The following is a 19,389-nucleotide window of genomic DNA, read 5'->3' on the forward strand; positions in this document are numbered from 1 at the left end:
CCGGCGGCGTGGCGCTGCTAGCGCAGGTCACTCAATACCAGTCCGTGCTTCTTGCACAACCGGTACACCGTTACCCGGGACACCTTCAACCGGCGCGCGGCTTCGCTGACGTTGTAGCCACTGTCACGCAGGCAAGCCAGGATAGCGTCGCGTTCGGCGGTCTCGCGTGCGCGGTCCAGGAGGTTGTTGCCGGTCGCAGAAGTGCACTTGCCGTCTCCGGCTGGCAAAACCCCATCCAGGTCCGCCAGACCTAGGTCCTGTGCGGTTATCAGCTCGGTGTCGGCGGTGACGGCGGCGCGCTGAACCCGGTTGAGCAACTCACGTACATGGCCGGGCCAGCCGAAGCTGCGCATCGCCTGGCGGGCCTGCGGCGTGAACGAGCGTGCGCGGCCGGGATACTTGCGCTGGAAATCGTCCAGGAAATGCTGGGCCAGCAGCTCGATGTCGCCGGCCCGGTCGGTCAGATCGGGCATGTGCAGGCGCAGCACGTTCAGGCGGTAGAACAGATCGCTGCGAAACCGTCCTTGCGAGACGGCCAGGTCCAGGTCGATATTGGTCGCCGCCAGCACACGGACGTCAATCTCGATCGACTGGCGGCTGCCGACCCGCTCCAGGTTGCCTTCTTGCAACACCCGCAACAAATTCGTCTGTGCGTCCAGTGGCAGGTCGCTGATCTCGTCCAGGAACACGGTGCCGCCTTCGGCGAATTCGAACAGCCCGGCCCGTCGCGCGGTAGCGCCAGTGAATGCGCCGCGCTCATGGCCGAACAACTCCGACTGAACCAGATTGGCCGGCAACGCGCCGCAGTTGATCGCAGCGAACGGCTGGGTGCGGCGGCTGGAAAGATCGTGCATGGCCCGTGCGGCGACTTCCTTGCCGGTACCGGTGGCGCCGGTGATCAAGACTGAAAGATCCACCTGGGCGTACTTGCGGATGCTCAGATGGGCGTCCTGCATGACCGGGCTTTTGCCGATCAACGCATCGATCCCGCGTGCATCGCCGCCGTGCTGGCTGCCGATGGCGATATCCAGTGAATGGATCAGACCGGCCAAGTCCACCGGGGTCGTGAACACCTTCACGCAGTGGTCCAACAGGCGTTGTGTCGCGGGGTCTGCGGTCGTCGCGCGTGCGGGCCGGATGGCCATCAGCAACAGGTACGTGTAGTCGGAGGTCAATTGTTCGATTTGCGCCAAGCCGTCGTTACCGGCGCTGCGAAAATCGACCAGTCCGACCACCGTATCGCCGCCACGCATGCCGATCCCGCCGCCATCGGCCAGGTCCGCAGTGCGGACTTGCCAACCCGCTGCGGCGAGGGCTTCGCGCTCCTGTTGCAGCGGACGTCCAAACCAGATGACGCACTGTCTGGACAGGTGTGGAATCGCAGGCATGAGTCCCCTCGAAAGCCGGTCGAACCGGAACTGCCCGCCGGCCGTGGCTGTGCAGCTTTCGGTGGCATCAGTCATCTCGTAGCGCCCATGGGTACCACGTGGCGGTGACGGCGCCATGAAACCGGCGGTACGACAACGCCGATGCATCCCGACGGGAACCTGTCCGGCAAGGGACGCCACCAAAAACGGCCGGCTACCGCAGTAGCCGGCCATCCCCCCGAGCCGGGCCGCAGATACGCCAGCGGACATTGGCTGTAAACGGCGCCAAGGAGGTTTCCCGGCCACTGCGCGGCAAGCGGTTCAGCAACGACCGGTTGCGAGGATCAAGGTGGCTGGCTTACGCCTTTGCAGCGTCCTGGTCATGCTCGTGGTGATAGCGCACCGCCGCTTCCACCTCGTGCCGGGAACCCAGGAACACCGGCACCCGCTGATGCAGGCCGGTAGGCTCGACATCCAGCATCCGCATGCGGCCGGTGCTCGCCGCACCACCTGCCTGCTCGACCAGCATCGCCATGGGATTGGCCTCGTACATCAGCCGCAACTTGCCGCCCTTGGCCGCGCATTTGGCATCCAGCGGGTAGCTGAAGATGCCGCCGCGGGTCAGCAGGCGGTGCACGTCGGCGACCATGCTGGCGACCCAGCGCATGTTGAAATCCTTGCCGCGCGGACCGGTCTTGCCGGCCAGCAGATCGGCCACATAGGCCTGCATCGGCGGCTGCCAGTGGCGCTGGTTGGACATGTTGACCGCGAACTCCTGGGTGTCGGCCGGGATCTGCATCCCGCGGGTAGTCAGCATGAAGCTGCCGATCTGGCGGTCCAGGGTGAAGGCGTGGGTGCCATGGCCGACGGTCAGCACCAGGGTGGTGTTCGGCCCGTAGGTGCAATAGCCCGCAGCCAGCTGACTGGTGCCAGGCTGCAGGTAGTGCTCGTCGGCCGGCACGGTCACGCCCTCGGGACAGCGCAGCACCGAGAAGATTGTGCCGACCGAGATGTTCACATCGATGTTGGAGCTGCCGTCGAGCGGATCGAACAATAACAGGTAGTTGCCGCGTGGATAGACATCGGGGATTGGCACGCTGTGGTCCATTTCCTCCGAGGCAAGTCCGGCAAGGTGGCCACCCCACGCGTTGGCTTCCATCAGCACGTCGTTGGCGATCACGTCGAGCTTCTTCTGCGCCTCTCCCTGGATATTCATGCTGGCCTGGCCGGGCGTCCCGGCGTCTCCCAGCACGCCGCCCAGCGCGCCTTTTCCAACCTCGATGGAGATGCGTTTGCAGGCCCGTGCGACCACTTCGATCAGCAGGCGCAGGTCCGGACCGATGTGACCGGCGCGTTCTTCCTCGATAAGGAACCGGGTCAGGGAGCGGGGCGAGGAAGTACTGGCAGAGTTGATCATGGCATCGACGTGGCAGTGGCAACGGCCCGCATTGTAAGCCGCCCAGCCGGTTGCGACCGGCGGCACGGCGGTTCAGGCCAGGAGTTCAGGGTGTCAACACCGGTCTTGGCGTGTTTAGATCAACTACCCCATTGGTTGGAGTGTCATGCCTACCTACTCGGCGTTATCACTTGCATGTTTGCTCGTCGCCGGGCTGTTGGCAGGCTGCGAGGCCGCGCCGCCTGCCGCCCCACCGCAAGTGGATGCCAGCGCCACGCCGGCGCGCCAGTTGACCGAGTCGATTGGCAGCGACGAGCAACTCAGCCTGGATGACCGGCTTACCTGTCAGGAAGCCGAGCTGTTCGAGCAACCGCCCTGGGTCCAGGCGGCGTGGCTGGCCCACGGCGTCGCGTTGTCATGCGAAGTCGATCCCGGCACCGCACCCGAACCGCCGGCGATGCCGACCGCTGACACGACCGACGACGGCCAGCAGCTGCGCGCCAGCGCGCGGTGCACCGGTAACGGCAGCCTGCGCCTGTTCGGCTTGCCGGTACTGGCCGTCCGAGTTGCAGCGGTGGGTCAGCCCAGGCAAGGGTTGGAAATCGACTTGCGCGCCAGTGCCGGTGAGCTGGCCGCCGCCGCCGGACAGGCGCTGGGCCTGGTGCTTCCGCCGCGCCCACCGGTCCCGGGACATGCTGCCCAGGGCGCGGACGACGAGGATGCGTACCAGGCAACGGCAGAAGACGGCCGCATCTTCTATGTCACTGTGCGACAAACCGGCCCGGTCCGGGTGAGCCCGGAGCCGGCCGCGACCTTTGGCTGCCTGCGGCCGGACGCCATTACCGCAGTGGTCGATGGTACAAACGCCGAACCGGGGAAATCGGCTCAGACGTCGCCGTCATCAAGCCAGCCCTCGCCGCTCCCGCGGTGGTAGACCTTGTCGTCATCGCGCACCTCGCCGGCGGGGATTGAGTACTGATCGGCCAGTCGCTGGTAGATCGGCGCAAAGTCCGGCCCGGTGGCTTCCATCAGTTGCTCGAAGCCGTCGATCACGAAGTAGGTCTTCTGGTAGGTGTCGATGCGGTAGCGGGTGCGCATGATGCGCTCCAGGTCGAAACCGATCCGGTTGGGTGCGTCCGATTGCAGGCAGTGGATCGACTCGCCCTTGGAACTGACGATGCCGCTGCCGTAGATCCGCAGCCCGTCCTTCTGCTTGATGAGTCCGAACTCGACTGTGTACCAGTACAACCGGGTCAGGTTGACCAGCGCATCGGCGCCGATGCCGTGCGCCTTCACGCCACCACGGCCATAGGCCTGCATGTAGTCGGCGAAGACCGGGTTCATCAGCAGCGGCACGTGGCCAAACAGGTCATGGAACAGGTCCGGCTCGGCCAGGTAGTCCATCTGCTCGGGCTTGCGGATCCACCAGGTGACCGGGAAGCGGCGATGGGCGAGGTGCTCGAAGAAGGTCAGCTCGGGCAGCAAGCCCTCCACCCCGATCAATTCCCAGCCGGTGGCCGCGCGCAAGGTCGGGTTGAGGTCGGTGAACCGGGGGATCTGGTCCGGCGTCATTTCCATCGCCGCCAGAGCCTCAATGAATTCGTCGCTGGCCAGACCGGGCAGGACCTGTTTCTGGCGCTGGAACAATTGTGCCCACACCGCGTGGTCGGTCTCGGTATAGCGATCCCAAGGCTGTTCGACGACAGCGGTGGTGTACACCGGCACGTAGCCCTTGTCGGTCATGCCGGATTGATTGTTGTGAGGGGGCGATTCCATGCACGGCTCTCCTGTAACGGGTGAAACCCCGGTGATACACACAACTGTAGCGACAAACAGCCGCAAATGGATTGCGTTGTTGCAGGTGGTGCCGACTGTATTGCACGATACTTGCGTGTAACAAACCATGAGCGCAGATATATGCCAACCGCCACCCTCGACCGTACCGATCTCCTATTGCTGGCGGCGCTGCAACAGGCCGGGCGGCAGACCAATGCCGAGCTGGCGCAGCAGGTCAACCTGTCGCCATCGGCTTGCCTGCGCCGGGTCCAGCGACTGGAGCGCGAAGGGGTGATCGCCGGCTACCGGGCGGTGGTCGGCCCGGAACATATCGGGCTCGGCCTGCAGGCCTTCGTACGCGTCCAGCTAAGTCGCCACGACACCAAGGCGATCGATGCCTTCGGAGAGTTCGTCAACCAGTGGGATGAGGTCGTCGCCTGTCATGCATTGACCGGCGACATGGACTACCTGCTGCAAGTCGTGGTGCGCGACCTGGAACACTTTTCCCATTTCCTTCTGGACCGGCTGCTCAACCAGGCCGGCGTCGATGACGTCAACTCGAGCTTCGTGCTGCGCACAGTCAAGGCGTTCCGGGGGTTGCCGTTGCCAAGTGCCACATCCTGAATGCCGCTGATTCAGGGCTTGACCTTAGGAGCCAGGCGGCAACTAGCTGCCGCTGTCGGTGATGACCGCGGCACCGTCGCAGTCGGACTTGTCGTCGAACCAGCCTAGTGTGGCCTTGCAGCGGGCAATCGCCTCGGCCTTCGCCGCCGCCGCGGCTCGCGACTTCAGGATCGCGGCATCGACCCGCGCCTGCTTCATCGCCGCCAGCTGCTTGCGTATCTGCGGGATCGCCGCCAGTGCGGCCTGTTCGCCGGCAAGGATCGCGCGGTTGCGCTGCGCGAAATCGGCGGCACCGATATCGTTGACCTTCGGCCGGATCACCACGTCGGCGCGCGCCAGTTCCTGGGTGCCGAGCTGGCGACCCATGATCGTGACCGACTGCTTGACGATGCCCAGCAGGCTGTCGGGCATGTGGCCGCTGGCCTGGCTGGAGATGTCGACCGCGATCACGAACTCCGCTCCCAGCTGACGTGCGGCGTCGACCGGGACCGGGCTGACCACGCCGCCGTCGACGTAATGCCATTGGCCGATCGCCGCGGGTTCGAACACGCCGGGGATACTGCTGGAGGCGCGCACCGCCTGGCCGGTGTCACCACGCAAGAACACGCTGCGTTTGCCGTCCTCAAGCCGGGTCGCGACCGCGGCGAAAGGTTTGTCAAAGGCGTTGATCGGGCGCTGGTCGACCAGCGTGTTGACGTAATCCTGAAGCAACTGGCCCTTGATCAGGCCGCCCGAGAACAGCCGGACATCGCGGATCTTGCTCTCGTCGAGCGCGACCGCGTGGCGCTGCAACGCGAATGCGTCCATGCCGCTGGCGTAGAGCGCGCCCACCATGCTGCCGGCGCTGGTGCCGGCGACCACCTCCGGCTCCAGGCCATTGGCTTCGAGCATCTTGATCACGCCGATATGGGCGAAACCTTTGGCCGCGCCACCACCGAGGGCGAGGCCGATGCGGATTTCGGGCACCACCGGCTCTGGCGCGACGGCACCGGGTGGCGTCGGCCGGGTCTGGCCAAGGCACGCGCTCAACAGCACGGCGATGGGCAGTAACAGCAGCGGGCGCAGCCGCGAGGGCGCGTTCGTCGGCATGATCAGGCAGCGATGCGGGTGAGCGGAGCGCGGAGCATACCGGTAACGGCTTGAACCACGGATTAGAACCCGCGGTCGCCGCTGATCAGGCCGCCAAGGCCGCCGAGCACCGAGCCTTCGCCCTTGTCGCGGCCGCCACCACCGGGCGCCGCCGCCAGCATCCGTCCGGCCATCCGCGAGAATGGCAGCGACTGCAACCAGACCTTGCCCGGCCCGGTCAGGGTCGCCAGGAACATGCCTTCACCGCCGAACAGCATGCTCTTGATGCCACCTACGGCCTTGACGTCCATGTCGACGCTGGAGTGATAGGCCATCACGCAGCCGGTGTCGACGTCGAGCCGTTCGCCGGCCTTGAGGTCGATCTCCATCACGGTGCCGCCGGCGTGCACGAACACCCAGCCGTCGCCCTCGAGCTTCTGCATGATGAAGCCCTCGCCGCCGAACAGGCCGGTCAGGATCTTGCGCTGGAACTGGATCCCGATCCTGACTCCGCGCGCGCCGGCGAGGAAGCTGTCTTTCTGGCAGACCAGCCGGCCGCCGTGGTCGGACAGTTTCATCGCCATCACCGTGCCCGGATACGGCGCGGCAAATGCGACCTTGGCCTTGCCCTGGCCGGCGTGGGTAAACACGGTGGTGAACAGGCTCTCGCCAGTGACCACGCGCTTGCCCGCCGACAACAGCTTGTCCATGAACCCGCCGCCACTCTGGCCGCCATGACTGCCATCGCCGAACACGGTGTCCATCTTCACCACCGAGTCCTTGTACATCAGCGAGCCGGCCTCCGCGATCGCGCTTTCACCGGGATCCAGCTCGACCTCGACGAACTGCATGTCGCTGCCGACGATGCGGTAGTCGATCTCGTCATCGTGGCCGCGGCCGGAGCCGGTTGATGGCAGTGCCGGCATGCTCGGCGGAGCGCCGGCGGTCGCCAGATTCAGCTCGGCGACGTTGCCGACCGGCTGCCATTCGACAAACCCCTCGCGCCAACAGAAGTCTTCGGGATGCTGCTGCGCGTACGCGGATGCCGCGTTGTCGTCGAGCGGGCCGACCCGCGGGCTGTTGCTGCCGGCGCTGAAGTACCAACGGTCCATGGCGAATCCTTGTGTTCTGGTCGGGTGGGAATCCGAGTTTACCCGCCGCTGCGGGTGCCACTTCAACCCGGGGTAGGCACACGAGCGGCAGCGCGGTTGCTCTATGCTCAACCCGTGTTCGAACTCAGAAGCGTCACCAAATCCCACGGTCGGTTGATTGCGCTCGACCGCGTCGACCTGCGCATTTCCGCCGGCCGCACCACGGCGCTGATCGGCCCCAGCGGCGCCGGCAAGTCGAGCGTGCTGCGGATGCTCATCGGGCTGGACTGGCCCGACAGCGGCGAGGTGCGTTTCGATGGCGAGCCGCTGCAGACCGGGCAGTTGCTGGAACAGCGTCGCCGGATCGGTTACGTGATCCAGGAAGGCGGTTTGTTCCCGCATCTGAGCGCCGCTGCGAACGCCGCGTTGCTGGCGCGCACGCTGGGCTGGCCGGCGGCGCGAATCGACGCGCGCATTGCGGTGCTGGCTGATCTTTGCCGGCTGCCGACAGATGCGCTGCGACGTTATCCGGCCGAGTTGTCCGGTGGCCAGCGCCAGCGGGTGGGGCTGATCCGGGCGCTGATGCTGGACCCGCAAGTGCTGTTGCTGGACGAGCCGCTGGCTGCGCTCGACCCGATCGTCCGCCATGAGCTGCAAGCGCAGATGCGCGAGTTGTTTGCCGAGCTGCGCAAGACCGTCGTGCTGGTCACCCACGATGTTGCCGAGGCGGCTTACCTGGCCGACACCCTGGTGTTGCTGCGCGGCGGGCGCATCGTGCAGCAAGGCAGTGCGCGTGAGCTGCACGATGCACCGGTCGAGCCCTTCGTGACCGAGTTCATGACTGCCCAGCGCAACCTGGAAGACAGCCTGTGAGGGCGTGGCTGGCGGTGGTTGTGATGGTGATCACGGCGGTGTGCTCGGCCGCCGCGTCGGCGGCGCAAGCCAAGCCGGTGGTGGTCGGCTCCAAGGCCTTCACCGAGTCGGTGATCCTGGGCGAGATCGCCGCCAAGCTGCCGCACCCGGAGGACGTCAATGTCGAGCACCGTCGCCAGCTCGGCGGCACCCGCATCCTGTGGCGGGCGTTGATCGAAGGTGAGGTTGACGCCTATCCCGAATACACCGGCACACTGAAGCAGGAGTTGCTGCTGATGCCCGCCGCGACCACCGACCAGGTGCGCGACGCGCTGGCCGAGCGCGGGTTGGCCATGACCGATCCGCTGGGTTTCAACAACACCTATGCCCTGGGCATGCGGGCGACGCGGGCGACGGAGCTCGGGATCGAGACGATCTCCGAGCTGCGCGCGCACCCGGCGCTGGTGATCGGCCTGAGCAACGAGTTCATGCAGCGTGCCGATGGCTGGCCCGGTCTGCGACGCGAGTATCGGTTGCCACAGCAGGCCAATGGTCTGGACCACGATCTTGCCTATCGCGGTCTCGCCAGCGGCGCGCTGGACGTCACCGACCTGTACAACACCGACGCCGAGATCCCGTACTACCAGCTGGCGGTGCTCGAAGACGATCGCGGGTACTTCCCGCAATACCAGGCGGTATATCTGTACCGCGCCGACCTCGCGCAGCGCGCGCCGGACTGGTTGGCGCAGCTGCGGGGCCTTGCCGGACGAATCGATGCGGCTAGCATGCAGCGGCTCAACGCACGGGTGAAGATCGACGGTGAGACCGAAGCGGCGGTCGCGGCGGATTGGCTCGGCGTCGCCGCACCGGAGCAGCGCACTCGCGCATCCCGGGTCTGGCAGCGCACCGGCGAGCATCTCGCGCTGGTCGGCATCTCGCTTGGGTTGGCGTTGCTGGTGGCACTTCCGCTGGGAATAGTGGCCGCTCGCAGGCCGCGGCTGGGGCAGGTGATCCTGACCACAACCGGGCTGTTGCAGACCTTGCCGTCGCTGGCGGTATTCGTATTCATGATCCCGCTGTTCGGGATCGGTGCCGGGCCGGCGATCGCGGCGCTGTTCCTGTACAGCCTGCTGCCGATCGTGCGCAACACCCACGCCGGGCTGACCGGCATCCCGCGCGAGTTGCGCGAGACCGCCGCCGCGCTCGGGTTGCCGCCACGCACGCGGCTGCGACGGGTCGAGCTGCCGCTGGCGTTGCGCACGATTCTGGCCGGCATCAAGATTGCGGCGGTGATCAACGTCGGCACCGCAACCCTGGGCGCGCTGATCGGCGCAGGCGGCTATGGCCAGCCGATCCTGGCCGGCATCCGGCTGGACGATATCGGGCTGATCCTGGAGGGCGCGGTGCCGGCGGCCTTGCTGGCGCTGGTGGTGCAGGGAGGATTCGAACTGATCGAGCGCGGACTGACCCCGCGCGGGTTGCGGCTGGCCGCGCGGCAGTGACCGCTACGCCGAGGCAGGCGTCATTGGCGGCGCCGGAACGGCAATACCACGCCGCGCTGGTCATCCTCGGGCCGATGCCACAGCACTGGCACGTCATCGGGCGAGGGTAGCTCCAGGCTGTCGCGCTCGTCGCGTAGCGCCTCTGCCGCCGCTTGCTCCTCTTCCAGGTCCCAGCTGTACTTCTTGCGCGGGGGCTGCGGATCCAGTCGACGCCACAGCAAGGCGGCAAGCACCCCGCCGATGGCGCCGCCGAGATGGGCCTGCCATGAGACCCCGACCTCGCGCGGGAACACCGTCAGCAACATGCCGCCGTAAAGGAAGAACGCGATCATCGCCGCCGCGATCGCCGGCCGGTCGCGGCGCAGCAGCCCGAGCACGAACACCAGGAACATCAGGCCGTGGGTGATGCCACTCGCGCCGAGGTGATGCGAGCCGGCCTCGCCCAGCAACCATGCGCCCAGTCCCGATCCCAGCCACATCAGCGGCAGTGCGCGCACGGTGGCGCGCGGGTACATGCCGCCGGCGAGCGTGCCCAGCATCAGCAGCGAGATCGCATTGGCGACCAGATGGTCGAACGAGCCATGCAATAGCGGCGCCCCAATCACGCCCAGCAGGCCGACTACTGACCACGGCTGCACCATCCAGTCGCGCAGGTCGACGCTGCCTTGGGCGGAGAACACCACCAGCAGCAACAACACGAACCCCAGACTGAGGTTGAATGCGCCCATCCAGCGCTTTCGGTCCACCGCGCGCTGGGTCTTGGCGTCCAGCGGGCGGGCTTCAATGTCATCAGTGGCAGCCATCACTCAACTGTGGAGACCACGGCGGCAAATACAAGGCTTGCGGCCCCGGTAGAATGGCCGGATGAACAATGCAATCCCTGCTGCCATCCCCACCGTTCACCTCAAGAACGCCTGGAAGTCCTCGCACCCGTGGATCTTCCAGAGGCTGGTCGCCAAGCCCGAAAAGCGGCCCAGGTCCGGCGAGATCGTCGACGTGATCGGGGTGGATGGCGACATGATCGGTCGCGGCTTCTACAACGGCCATTCACGCATCGCCTTGCGCATGCTCGACCACAACCCCAATGCGGTGATCGATGCGGACTGGTTCGCGCGCAAGATTGCCGTGGCGGTATCACTGCGCCGGGACGTGCTGAAGCTCGACGAGGTCAGCGATGCCTGGCGCGTGTTCCACAGCGAGGGTGACGGGATCTCCGGTCTGGTGATCGACCGTTACGCCGACTTGCTGGTGCTGGAGTTCTTCAGCGCCGGGGCGTTCCGCTACCGCGAGTGGATCCAGGCGGCGCTACGCGAGCAGTTCCCCGGTTGCCGCTTCTACATGTTTGCCGATGAGCATGTGCAGAAGCAGGAGAGCTTCGACTTCCGTGGGACCGAGCCGGTCCAGCCCAGCGTCATCACCGAGCACGGCATCAAGTTCCGCGCCGACCCGTGCGGGGCGCACAAAACCGGTTTCTTCGCCGACCAGCGCGACAACCGCCAGTGGCTAAGCCAGCATGTCGAAGGCAAACGCGTGCTGGACCTGTGTTGCAACACAGGCGGTTTTGGCATCTACGCCGCGGCGCGTGGTGCGGCCGAGGTGGTCGGGGTCGATATCGATGCCGACGTGCTGTCGATCGCCAAGGGCAACGCCAAGCTCAACAACGGCCAGGTCAAGTTCATCCAGGCCGATATTTTTCCGTGGCTGCGCGATGCGGGCAACGCGGGCGAGCAATACGACGTGGTGATCCTGGACCCGGCCAAGATGACCCGCGACCGCGAGCAGGTGATCCCGGCGTTGAAGAAATACCTGGACATGAACAAGCTGGCGATGGGCGTGGTCAAGCCCGGTGGCCTGCTGGCGACGTTCTCGTGCACCGGGCTGGTGGCCGAGGATCAGTTCCTCGACATGATCCGGCGCGCGGCGTTCTACTCCAACCGCACCGTGCAGATCCTCAAGGTCGCCGGCGCCGGTGCGGACCACCCGTGGCTGGCGCAGGTGCAGGAGTCGCGTTACCTGAAAGCAGTGTTCTGCCGGGTGCTGGACTAAACGCTGCCGCAACAGCAACAGCAACAGCAGTGGGGTGCGCGGGCTCCGGGATGGGCGGCGTCATGTCGGGGTGCTGCTCCCCGGTTCGGGCGGCCATCCATGGCCGCACTCACCGCCGCACGCCATCCATGGCGTACTTTACGCAGCACCCCGACAGGACGCCGCCTCGTGCTTGGCTGTCGGCGGTTCTTTGAGTGATGCGTCGGCACGGGTGACGTATTCGCGACCTCGAATCGGTTTGCGCTCCAAGGAACATCTGAACAGCTGTCATCATCCCCGCAGCAACCCGTCATCCCCGCGAAAGCGGGGATGCATGGACTTTAGGCCGCCTCCTGCAAGCGACGGGCGCTCCGAAGCAGGTGCTCTCAGTCGTCGCGTCTCAGCTGCCGCGACGGCGCCGGATACACTGGTGGCATGCCTGAATCCTCATTGCTGCTGATAATCCTGCTGCTCGCGGTCCTGGTCGCGATCGTATTGCTGGTCCTGCTGTTGCTGCGCAAGCCCGATGCGGTGCTGGAGGCTCATCGGGCCGGGCTGGAGCAGGCCTTGCGCGATGAGCAGCGCAACGGCCGCGGCGAGTTGCGCCAGCAGCTCGACAGCATTGCCCAGCAGCAGGACACGCGTATGGGAGGCTTCGGCGGCAAGCTGACCGAGCTGACCGTGCGCACCGACCAGCGGCTGGATCTGTTGCGCGACGCGCTGCTGGAGGACGCGCGCAAGGCGCGTACCGAGGGCGCCGAACTGCAGCAGCGCTCCAGCGATGCGGTCGGCCAGCGGTTGACCGAGTTGACCCAGCGCAACGAGCTGCGCATCGGCGAGATGCGCACCACGCTCGAGCAGAAGCTGCGCGAGCTGCAGACTGACAACGCCGCCCGGCTGGAGCAGATGCGCGCCACCGTTGACGAGAAGTTGCAGACCACCCTTGAGACGCGTCTGGGCGAGTCGTTCCGGTTGGTGTCGGAGCGGCTGGAGCAGGTCCAGCGCGGGCTCGGCGAGATGCAGCAGCTGGCCAGCGGTGTCGGTGACCTCAAGCGCCTGCTGACCAACGTCAAGACCCGCGGGACCTTTGGCGAGGTGCAGTTGGGTGCGTTGCTGGAGCAGGTGCTCACCGTGGAGCAGTTCGACTGCAACTACGCGACGGTGCCGGGCAGCAGCCAGCGGGTCGAGTTCGCGGTGCGTTTGCCCGGTACCCGGCCGGACACACCGGTGCGGTTGCCGATCGATGCCAAGTTCCCGCGCGAGGATTACGAGCGCCTGCTGGATGCGCAGGACCGGGCGGACGCGGAGGCCGTCGCGGTGTCGTCATTGGCGCTGGAGCGCCGTATTCGCGATGAGGCCAAGAAGATCCAGCAAGCCTATGTGGCCCCGCCCCACACCACCGATTTCGCGCTGATGTTCCTGCCCACCGAGGGCCTGTTTGCCGAAGTGCTGCGCCGCCCCGGTCTGTTCGAGGGCCTGCAACGTGAATACCGGGTCACCGTGGTCGGCCCGACCACCTTGCTGGCTCTGCTCAACAGCTTGCAGATGGGTTTTCGCACCTTGGCGATCGAGCAGCGCTCCAGCGAGGTCTGGCAACTGCTGGGCGCGGTCAAGAGTGAGTTCGGGAAGTTCGCCGGGGTGCTGGAGAAAACCCGTAACCAGCTCGACACGGTGCGCAACAGCATCGACGCCGCCGGCGTGCGTACCCGGGCGATCGAGCGCAAGCTCAAGGGCGTGGAAACACTACCGGCCGACCAGAGCCAACGCCTGTTGGGTGCCGCGCTCGAGGTTGATGATGAAGACGAGGGGTGAGCCTGGCTCTCAGTTGCCGGGTGGCATTACCGGCATCGCGCCCACCGGCACGATCGGGTTGTCGTCTTCGAGCAGGTAGTCGGGCAGCGCGGTCTCGCCGTTTTGCTGCATGCGCTCACCAAAGATCTGGTAATCGCGTCGCTGCATCCACGCGTCGCGAACCAGCGCATAGTCGTCGGCGACGCCGACACGCAGGCTGTCGGTGGCCAGCAGCTGGGTACGTACGTTCACCAGTTGCAGGCCCTGCAGCGGCACCCGGACCTTGTCTTCGTCGATCTGCCGCAGCGGGCTCAGTGGTGCGTCGCCCACCATGCCGAATACGTCACGGATGGTGCGCGGCCCAAACAATGGCAACTCGACGTAGCGTGAGCGCTCCCAACCCCAGATCCCCAGGGTCTGGCCGAAATCTTCACTGCGGTTGTCCAGCGAGGCGTCACTGGCCGGGTCGAAGATGCCGCCGATGCCCAGCGTGGTGTTGAGGGTGAAGCGTCCCAGCGACTGCGCTGCCTCCGCCGGCTTGCCCTGCAGCAGTGCATTGACGGCGGTCACCGGCTGGCCAAGGTTGCTGAAGAAATTACTCACGCCCAGCCGGATCGGGCGCGGTACTGCGGCCACGTAGGCTCGCGCCAAGGGCCGTGCAACGGCGCGATCAATGAAATTGTTGAACACGTGCATCTTGCGGTTGTAGCTTTCCCACGGGTCGTAGGCTCCGCGTATCCGGGCCGGTTCGGGTAGGGTGGGATCGGCCACCGGGTCATAGGGCTGGCCATAAATCGCGGCGAAATCGAGTTCGGCCTGGGTTGGCCGGGGCTCCTCGCTGGCGGGGCGGCTGATGGCCGTGGCCTCCACGGCCGTGACTGTCGCGCTGTCGGTTGCCACGGCCGGTGTGGCAATGCCGCCGGTCACGACCGTCGGAGCCGGCGTTGCAGCAGGTTCTGCGGTGGGAGTCGATGCACAGCCGACCGCGCCAACGGCCAGCGCGAGCGCCAGCACGGGACCACAAAAGATTGCGGCTTCCCTGTCAAGACGAGGATTGATGGATTTTTGAAAAGGCATTGAGTGGATTCTAAAGGGCGATCCGGGTGGTTTGGCCGAGCGGCAGCGGGACGCTGAATCCCGGTATCCGGTCACTCAATGGGAGAAATCCAGGTTCGGGCCAAGCCGGTAGGCGGCACGAAGCTCGGCTAAACCGGCTGGCTCGCCCACGATGGCGGCCTGATCGGCGCGCGATGCCAGCTCGGCCAACAACGCCACGCCAGCGCTGTCGACCCGGCTGACCTGGCACAGCTCGAAGCGGATCACGCCCTGCAAGTGCGGCAGGGCGGATTTCCACAATGCGGGCACGGCTTCGCGTTCCAGCGCGCCGTTGAACACCAGGGCATCGCCGTCGCGGGAAACCGTTGCGGGCCGGGTCGCCATGGCTACTTGACGTCCGCCTGCAGCTTGCCGGCTTCCAGGTCAGCGGCAACCTCGGTGATCGACTTGCGCGACAACGCGGTGTCGAACTGGTTGCGGAAGGTCTGGATGAAGCTCACCCCTTCGACCATCACGTCGAACACTTTCCACTCCCCGCCGACCTTGTGCAGCAGGTAGTCGACCGGAATCGGCTGGCCGCCCTGGCGCAGGAACTCGCTGGACACCTTGACCATCGAGCCGCCACGCAAGGGACTCTCGGAATTCACCCGGACCTTCAGCTGGGTGTTGAAGTCCAGCAGCGATGAGCCATAACGCTGCATCAGGTTGCCGGTCAGCGCATCGGCAAAGCGCTTGATATCGGCATCGGATGCACCACGACCATGACGGCCCAGCACCAGCCGCGCGGCGTAGTTGGCGTCGAACATCTGGTCGAATTCACCGGTGATGAACGTGCTCAGCGCGGCGCGATCGGTGGTGAACTCGTCGCGACGAGCTTCCAGGGTGGTCAGGATGCGGGTCGCGTTGTCCAGCACCAGCTTACTGGGCGCGGTGGCCGGCGCGGCGGTCTCGGCCTGCGCGGGCGCACCGGAGGCGAACGCGAGGACAGGCGCCGTCGTCAGGACGGCGGCGGCCACCAGGGCAGCCAGAACGGTAGGTATCGGATTGCGGTTCATGGGCATTTATTCCGTAACGGGGGCGGGGTCGCTTTCCTGCAGGTAGGCAGGTACGTCGGCAGGGGCCGTCGTGTCGGCATTGGCCGCCGGCTTGTCGCCATTGTCCGGCCCGCCGCTGAACATGTACTTGCCGACCATCTGGATCAGGTCGACCGACGATTGGGTCAGGAAGATCTGGTCGCCGGGCTTCAGCGGCTCCAGGTCACCACCGGGTTGCAGCCCGATGTAGCTCTCGCCGAGCAGGCCGGAGGTCAGGATCGCCGCGCTGGTGTCCGATGGCAGGTCGTTGTAGCGCTCATCGATGGCCAGCGTCACCACCGAATCCAGCTTCACCGGATCCAGGGCGATATTCGACACGCGACCAATCGCCACCCCGCCAATCTTGACCGGGGCGTTGGCGCGCAGGGGGCCGAGGTTGCTGAAGCGGGCGGTGATTTCGTAATCGCTGCCGCCAAACCAGCCCAGCTTGCCATTGGTGGAGCTGATCGCCAGCACCAGCAGCGATGCCAGCGCGAGCAGCAGGAACGCGCCAACGGCGAATTCGATACGGGGGCTACGGTTGCTCATGGTGTCTACCTTGGTGCTTCAGCGCATCGATTGATGCATGGGGTTGTTGATGCATGGCGTTACTGGAACAACAGTGCGGACATCACGAAGTTCAGCATCAGCACCAGCAGCGAGGCGTTGACCACCGCCTTGGTGGTGGCGACCGAGGTGCCCTCGATGGTCGGCTCGGCGTGGAAACCGACGTAGGCGGCGACCAGCGCGGCGACCGCGCCGAACACCGCGGATTTCACCATGGCCATGCCGAAGTCATCGACCAGGTCGACGCTGTCGCGCAGCACCTGCCAGAAAATACCCGAGTCCACGCCGATCACGTGCACGGCCTCCAGGTAACTGGCACTGATCGCCAGCGAGCAGAAGAACCCGGTCAGCAGCGGCACGCACAACACCGCCGCCCAGAACCGTGGCGCCACCGCCTTGCCAACCGGATCGATGCCCATCAGGCCCAGTGCGGTGATCTGGTCGGTGGCGCGCATCAGGCCCAGCTCGGCGGCGATCGACGAGCCGGCGCGGCCGATGAACAGCAATGCGGTCAGCACCGGGCCTAATTCGCGGTAGATACCCAGCCCCAGGATCATGCTGACCTGGTTGCTGGCACCGTAGGTGTCGAGCGCTCGATAGGCCAGCAAGGTCAGCGATAAGCCGACGAACGCGCCGCCAACGGCGATGATTGGCAGCGAGCGTGCGCCGATCTTGTAGATCTCGCGGACCAGCTCGCGAAACAGGTCGACGCTGGGCACCGAGGCACGCAACACCGACAAGGTAAACAGGCCGGCGCGGCCAACGGAGCGGGTAGCGGCAGCCAGGGCCATCAGGCGATTTCCTTGGTGGTTGCGGTGGCGGCGTTACCGGATTCGGTGCCGCGAGGCAGCGCGTCGAAGCCGATCGGCCCGTCCGGGTTGCCGTCCAGGAACTGCCGGACCAGCGGGTCGGTGCTGGCTTCCAGCGCGGCCGGGGTGCCGGAAAACACGATCGTGCCGTTGGCGATCACGATGGCGTGGTCGGCGATCGGCAAGGTCTCGCGGACATGGTGGGTGACCACGATGCTGGTCAGGCCAAGGCTGTCGTTGAGCCGGCGCACCAACTCCATCACCACCCCGCTGGCAATCGGGTCCAGCCCGGTCAGCGGCTCGTCGTAGATCATCAGCGGCGGGTCCATCGCCAGCGCACGCGCCAATGCGACCCGGCGCGCCATGCCGCCGGACAGCTCGCGCGGGAAGGCGTCCGCTGCGGCGCGCAAACCGACCGCGTGCAGTTTCATCCGCACCAGTCGCTCGATCACCGGTTTGGGTAGCCGGGTATGGGTGCGCAAGGGCAGGGCGACGTTCTCGGCGGCGGTCAAGTCGGTCAGCAGGCCATTACCCTGCAACATCACTCCGATGCGCTTGCGCAGCTCCAGCAACGGTCGCGACGCGCGCGGCATCGGCTGGCCGAAGATCTCCACCGAGCCGGCCGCCGGCCACAATTCACCGGTCAGCGCCGCCAACAGGGTGGACTTGCCGCTGCCCGACGGGCCCAGCACAGCGACCACCTGTCCGCTCGGGACTTCCAGGTTGATATCGCGCAGCACGACCTGGTCACCCCGGTCGAGGCGAAGGTTGTTGACGCGGACGATGGGATTGGAATCGGTCATCGGCAAGGCTTGGCGCGCCGCCATGCAGGCGCAGACATCGCGCAGCTTGGAAGGCAGTACCTGAACAAGGGTTGTCGGCATTGTCGCAGGCTGTTGCCGATGGCGCAGGCATTGTGGTTCAGCTGCCCCGCGCAGCGAGCTGCATCTGTGCGCCAGCGAGGCGATATTGTGCGGCGCATTGGCGCGTCATGCCGGGCGGTATCCGGGCTGGCTCGGCGCCTGTGCCACCCGTAAAGCGGTGGATGAACGAAGCCCGCCTGTTCATTCATTCCTTCACTCCAGCACGATCAGGCCGCTCCTAGTGTCGTGGCATCCGGTGCCGCAAGCCGGCTATCCCCCCACAACGGAGCAAGCCCATGAACGATGTCAAGAAAGACCACAGTATTGGTGCAGGTGCAGGCGCGGTCGCCGGCGCGGTGACAGGCGCAGCGGTTGGCGCGGCAGGCGGGCCGATCGGCAGCGCGGTGGGCGCGGTGGCCGGCGGCGTGATCGGCGCGAAGGCGGGCGATTCCATGGCCGAGGCGGTCAACCCCACCGAGTATCGCGAGCATTTCCAGCGCGAATACAAGAACGCCCCGTACTACTCCGCCGATCGCGAGTGGAATGACTACGAGCCGGCCTATCAGTATGGCTATGACACCTACGGCCAGTACAACGGCAAGAAGTTCGACGATGTCGAGCCCGAGCTGCAGCGCAAGTGGGACCAGACCCGGGCCCAGGACAATTCGCGCCTGGAGTGGAACGACGCCAAGCACGCGGTGCGTGATGGCTGGCACCACATTGAACGCGCCATGCCGGGTGATGCCGACCGCGACGGTCGCTGATCGGCCACAGCCCCGTCCACAATAAGAAACGATGCACCAGTACTTCAACGGGGCCGCCTTGCGGCCCCGTTTTTTTGTTGCTGGAGTAGCATGATCGGCCCGCAAACAGGTGCCGCGACTCATGGCCGACCCCAACCAACCTACTCGTGAGCAGGCCGAAGCCGCCGTGCGCACTTTGCTCAGCTGGGCCGGCGACGACCCCACCCGCGAGGGCCTGCTGGACACGCCCAAGCGCGTCGCCAAGGCTTATGCCGACTGGTTCAGCGGCTATGCGATGGATCCCGACGAGTACCTGGCGCGCACCTTCGAGGAGGTCGCCGGCTACGACGAGTTGATCGTGCTGCGCGACATCCGCTTCGAGAGCCATTGCGAGCACCACATGGCGCCGATCATCGGCCGCGCCCATATCGGCTACCTGCCCGACGGCAAGGTGGTGGGCATCAGCAAGCTGGCGCGCGTGGTGGATGCCTATGCCCGCCGTCTGCAGGTGCAGGAAAAAATGACCGCGCAGATTGCCGACTGCATCCAGCGAGTGCTGAACCCGCGCGGCGTCGGCGTGGTGATCGAAGCCACCCATGGCTGCATGACCACCCGCGGCGTGCACAAGCGTGGCGTGGCGATGATCACCTCCAAGATGCTTGGCGGCTTCCGCGATGACGCCCGTACACGCTCGGAGTTCCTGCAGTTCATCGGTACCACGAGCTCGCGTTGAGTGGCCCGTCACGTCGTCCTAACCCGCCCGGCGATGTCGGTTTGTATGCTTGC

At 66.0% G+C, this 19,389-nt stretch carries 20 protein-coding genes; 8 read left to right on the forward strand and 12 right to left on the reverse strand.

Annotated features, from left to right (window positions below):
- Positions 1 to 17 precede the first annotated feature (17 nt).
- Both ACW7G0_RS12050 and ACW7G0_RS12055 read right to left on the reverse strand, forming a co-directional pair.
- Positions 18 to 1,388 carry a sigma-54 interaction domain-containing protein gene (locus ACW7G0_RS12050; protein WP_456989893.1) on the reverse strand — a complete coding sequence of 457 codons (1,371 nt, stop codon included), beginning with the start codon at positions 1,386 to 1,388 and terminating at the stop codon, positions 18 to 20.
- Between the two features lie 337 nt (positions 1,389 to 1,725).
- Positions 1,726 to 2,784: a class 1 fructose-bisphosphatase gene (locus ACW7G0_RS12055; protein ID WP_456989895.1), complete on the reverse strand. Its 1,059-nt coding sequence runs from the start codon at positions 2,782 to 2,784 to the stop codon at positions 1,726 to 1,728.
- A 145-nt stretch (positions 2,785 to 2,929) separates the two neighbouring features.
- Here ACW7G0_RS12055 and ACW7G0_RS12060 point away from each other — a divergent pair, with 145 nt between their 5' ends.
- Positions 2,930 to 3,697: a hypothetical protein gene (locus ACW7G0_RS12060; RefSeq protein WP_456989897.1), complete on the forward strand. Its 768-nt coding sequence runs from the start codon at positions 2,930 to 2,932 to the stop codon at positions 3,695 to 3,697.
- Here the strand turns inward: ACW7G0_RS12060 and phhA are convergent.
- On the reverse strand, positions 3,649 to 4,539 hold the full coding sequence (gene phhA, locus ACW7G0_RS12065) for a phenylalanine 4-monooxygenase (RefSeq protein WP_456989899.1): 891 nt from the start codon (positions 4,537 to 4,539) through the stop codon (positions 3,649 to 3,651). The genes ACW7G0_RS12060 and phhA overlap by 49 nt on opposite strands.
- Before the next feature lie 141 nt (positions 4,540 to 4,680).
- Between phhA and ACW7G0_RS12070 the strand changes: the two genes are divergently transcribed.
- Positions 4,681 to 5,163, forward strand: coding sequence for an Lrp/AsnC family transcriptional regulator (locus ACW7G0_RS12070; RefSeq protein WP_456962721.1), 483 nt, complete (start codon positions 4,681 to 4,683; stop codon positions 5,161 to 5,163).
- Between the two features lie 42 nt (positions 5,164 to 5,205).
- On the opposite strand, the gene ACW7G0_RS12075 is transcribed toward ACW7G0_RS12070, so the two are convergent.
- Both ACW7G0_RS12075 and ACW7G0_RS12080 read right to left on the reverse strand, forming a co-directional pair.
- Positions 5,206 to 6,252, reverse strand: coding sequence for a patatin-like phospholipase family protein (locus ACW7G0_RS12075; RefSeq protein ID WP_456989901.1), 1,047 nt, complete (start codon positions 6,250 to 6,252; stop codon positions 5,206 to 5,208).
- Positions 6,253 to 6,314: 62 nt separating this feature from the next.
- Complete coding sequence (locus ACW7G0_RS12080) at positions 6,315 to 7,343, reverse strand: TIGR00266 family protein (protein ID WP_456989903.1); 1,029 nt, start codon at positions 7,341 to 7,343, stop codon at positions 6,315 to 6,317.
- 114 nt (positions 7,344 to 7,457) lie between these two features.
- Here ACW7G0_RS12080 and ACW7G0_RS12085 point away from each other — a divergent pair, with 114 nt between their 5' ends.
- Complete coding sequence (locus tag ACW7G0_RS12085) at positions 7,458 to 8,195, forward strand: ATP-binding cassette domain-containing protein (RefSeq protein ID WP_456989905.1); 738 nt, start codon at positions 7,458 to 7,460, stop codon at positions 8,193 to 8,195.
- A gap of 23 nt (positions 8,196 to 8,218) precedes the next feature.
- Positions 8,219 to 9,676: an ABC transporter permease/substrate-binding protein gene (locus ACW7G0_RS12090; protein ID WP_456989907.1), complete on the forward strand. Its 1,458-nt coding sequence runs from the start codon at positions 8,219 to 8,221 to the stop codon at positions 9,674 to 9,676.
- Positions 9,677 to 9,696: 20 nt separating this feature from the next.
- Here ACW7G0_RS12090 and ACW7G0_RS12095 read toward each other — a convergent pair whose 3' ends face one another.
- Positions 9,697 to 10,479, reverse strand: coding sequence for a rhomboid family intramembrane serine protease (locus tag ACW7G0_RS12095; protein WP_456989909.1), 783 nt, complete (start codon positions 10,477 to 10,479; stop codon positions 9,697 to 9,699).
- A 61-nt stretch (positions 10,480 to 10,540) separates the two neighbouring features.
- Here ACW7G0_RS12095 and ACW7G0_RS12100 point away from each other — a divergent pair, with 61 nt between their 5' ends.
- Both ACW7G0_RS12100 and ACW7G0_RS12105 read left to right on the forward strand, forming a co-directional pair.
- Positions 10,541 to 11,722, forward strand: a complete 1,182-nt coding sequence (locus ACW7G0_RS12100) for a class I SAM-dependent rRNA methyltransferase (RefSeq protein ID WP_456989911.1) — start codon at positions 10,541 to 10,543, stop codon at positions 11,720 to 11,722.
- A 414-nt stretch (positions 11,723 to 12,136) separates the two neighbouring features.
- Positions 12,137 to 13,513 (forward strand): DNA recombination protein RmuC, encoded by a 1,377-nt coding sequence (locus ACW7G0_RS12105; RefSeq protein WP_456989913.1) that lies wholly within the window; start codon positions 12,137 to 12,139, stop codon positions 13,511 to 13,513.
- A gap of 9 nt (positions 13,514 to 13,522) precedes the next feature.
- On the opposite strand, the gene ACW7G0_RS12110 is transcribed toward ACW7G0_RS12105, so the two are convergent.
- From ACW7G0_RS12110 to ACW7G0_RS12135, 6 genes are all read right to left on the reverse strand, one after another.
- Positions 13,523 to 14,506 carry an MlaA family lipoprotein gene (locus ACW7G0_RS12110; protein ID WP_456989915.1) on the reverse strand — a complete coding sequence of 328 codons (984 nt, stop codon included), beginning with the start codon at positions 14,504 to 14,506 and terminating at the stop codon, positions 13,523 to 13,525.
- A 138-nt stretch (positions 14,507 to 14,644) separates the two neighbouring features.
- Positions 14,645 to 14,932: an STAS domain-containing protein gene (locus ACW7G0_RS12115; RefSeq protein WP_456989917.1), complete on the reverse strand. Its 288-nt coding sequence runs from the start codon at positions 14,930 to 14,932 to the stop codon at positions 14,645 to 14,647.
- Positions 14,933 to 14,934: 2 nt separating this feature from the next.
- Entirely contained in the window at positions 14,935 to 15,603 is a 669-nt protein-coding gene (locus ACW7G0_RS12120; protein ID WP_456989919.1) for an MlaC/ttg2D family ABC transporter substrate-binding protein, read from the reverse strand.
- Positions 15,604 to 15,609: 6 nt separating this feature from the next.
- Positions 15,610 to 16,170: an outer membrane lipid asymmetry maintenance protein MlaD gene (gene mlaD / locus ACW7G0_RS12125; protein WP_456962710.1), complete on the reverse strand. Its 561-nt coding sequence runs from the start codon at positions 16,168 to 16,170 to the stop codon at positions 15,610 to 15,612.
- A gap of 59 nt (positions 16,171 to 16,229) precedes the next feature.
- Positions 16,230 to 16,979 (reverse strand): MlaE family lipid ABC transporter permease subunit, encoded by a 750-nt coding sequence (locus ACW7G0_RS12130; RefSeq protein WP_456962709.1) that lies wholly within the window; start codon positions 16,977 to 16,979, stop codon positions 16,230 to 16,232.
- Positions 16,979 to 17,800: an ABC transporter ATP-binding protein gene (locus tag ACW7G0_RS12135; RefSeq protein ID WP_456990177.1), complete on the reverse strand. Its 822-nt coding sequence runs from the start codon at positions 17,798 to 17,800 to the stop codon at positions 16,979 to 16,981. Before ACW7G0_RS12135 ends, ACW7G0_RS12130 begins: the two co-directional genes overlap by 1 nt.
- A gap of 356 nt (positions 17,801 to 18,156) precedes the next feature.
- Between ACW7G0_RS12135 and ACW7G0_RS12140 the strand changes: the two genes are divergently transcribed.
- Positions 18,157 to 18,624, forward strand: coding sequence for a hypothetical protein (locus ACW7G0_RS12140; RefSeq protein ID WP_456989921.1), 468 nt, complete (start codon positions 18,157 to 18,159; stop codon positions 18,622 to 18,624).
- Between the two features lie 121 nt (positions 18,625 to 18,745).
- On the forward strand, positions 18,746 to 19,336 hold the full coding sequence (gene folE, locus ACW7G0_RS12145) for a GTP cyclohydrolase I FolE (RefSeq protein ID WP_456962707.1): 591 nt from the start codon (positions 18,746 to 18,748) through the stop codon (positions 19,334 to 19,336).
- Positions 19,337 to 19,389 lie beyond the last annotated feature (53 nt).

It is taken from the genome of Lysobacter sp. A286, assembly GCF_054052105.1.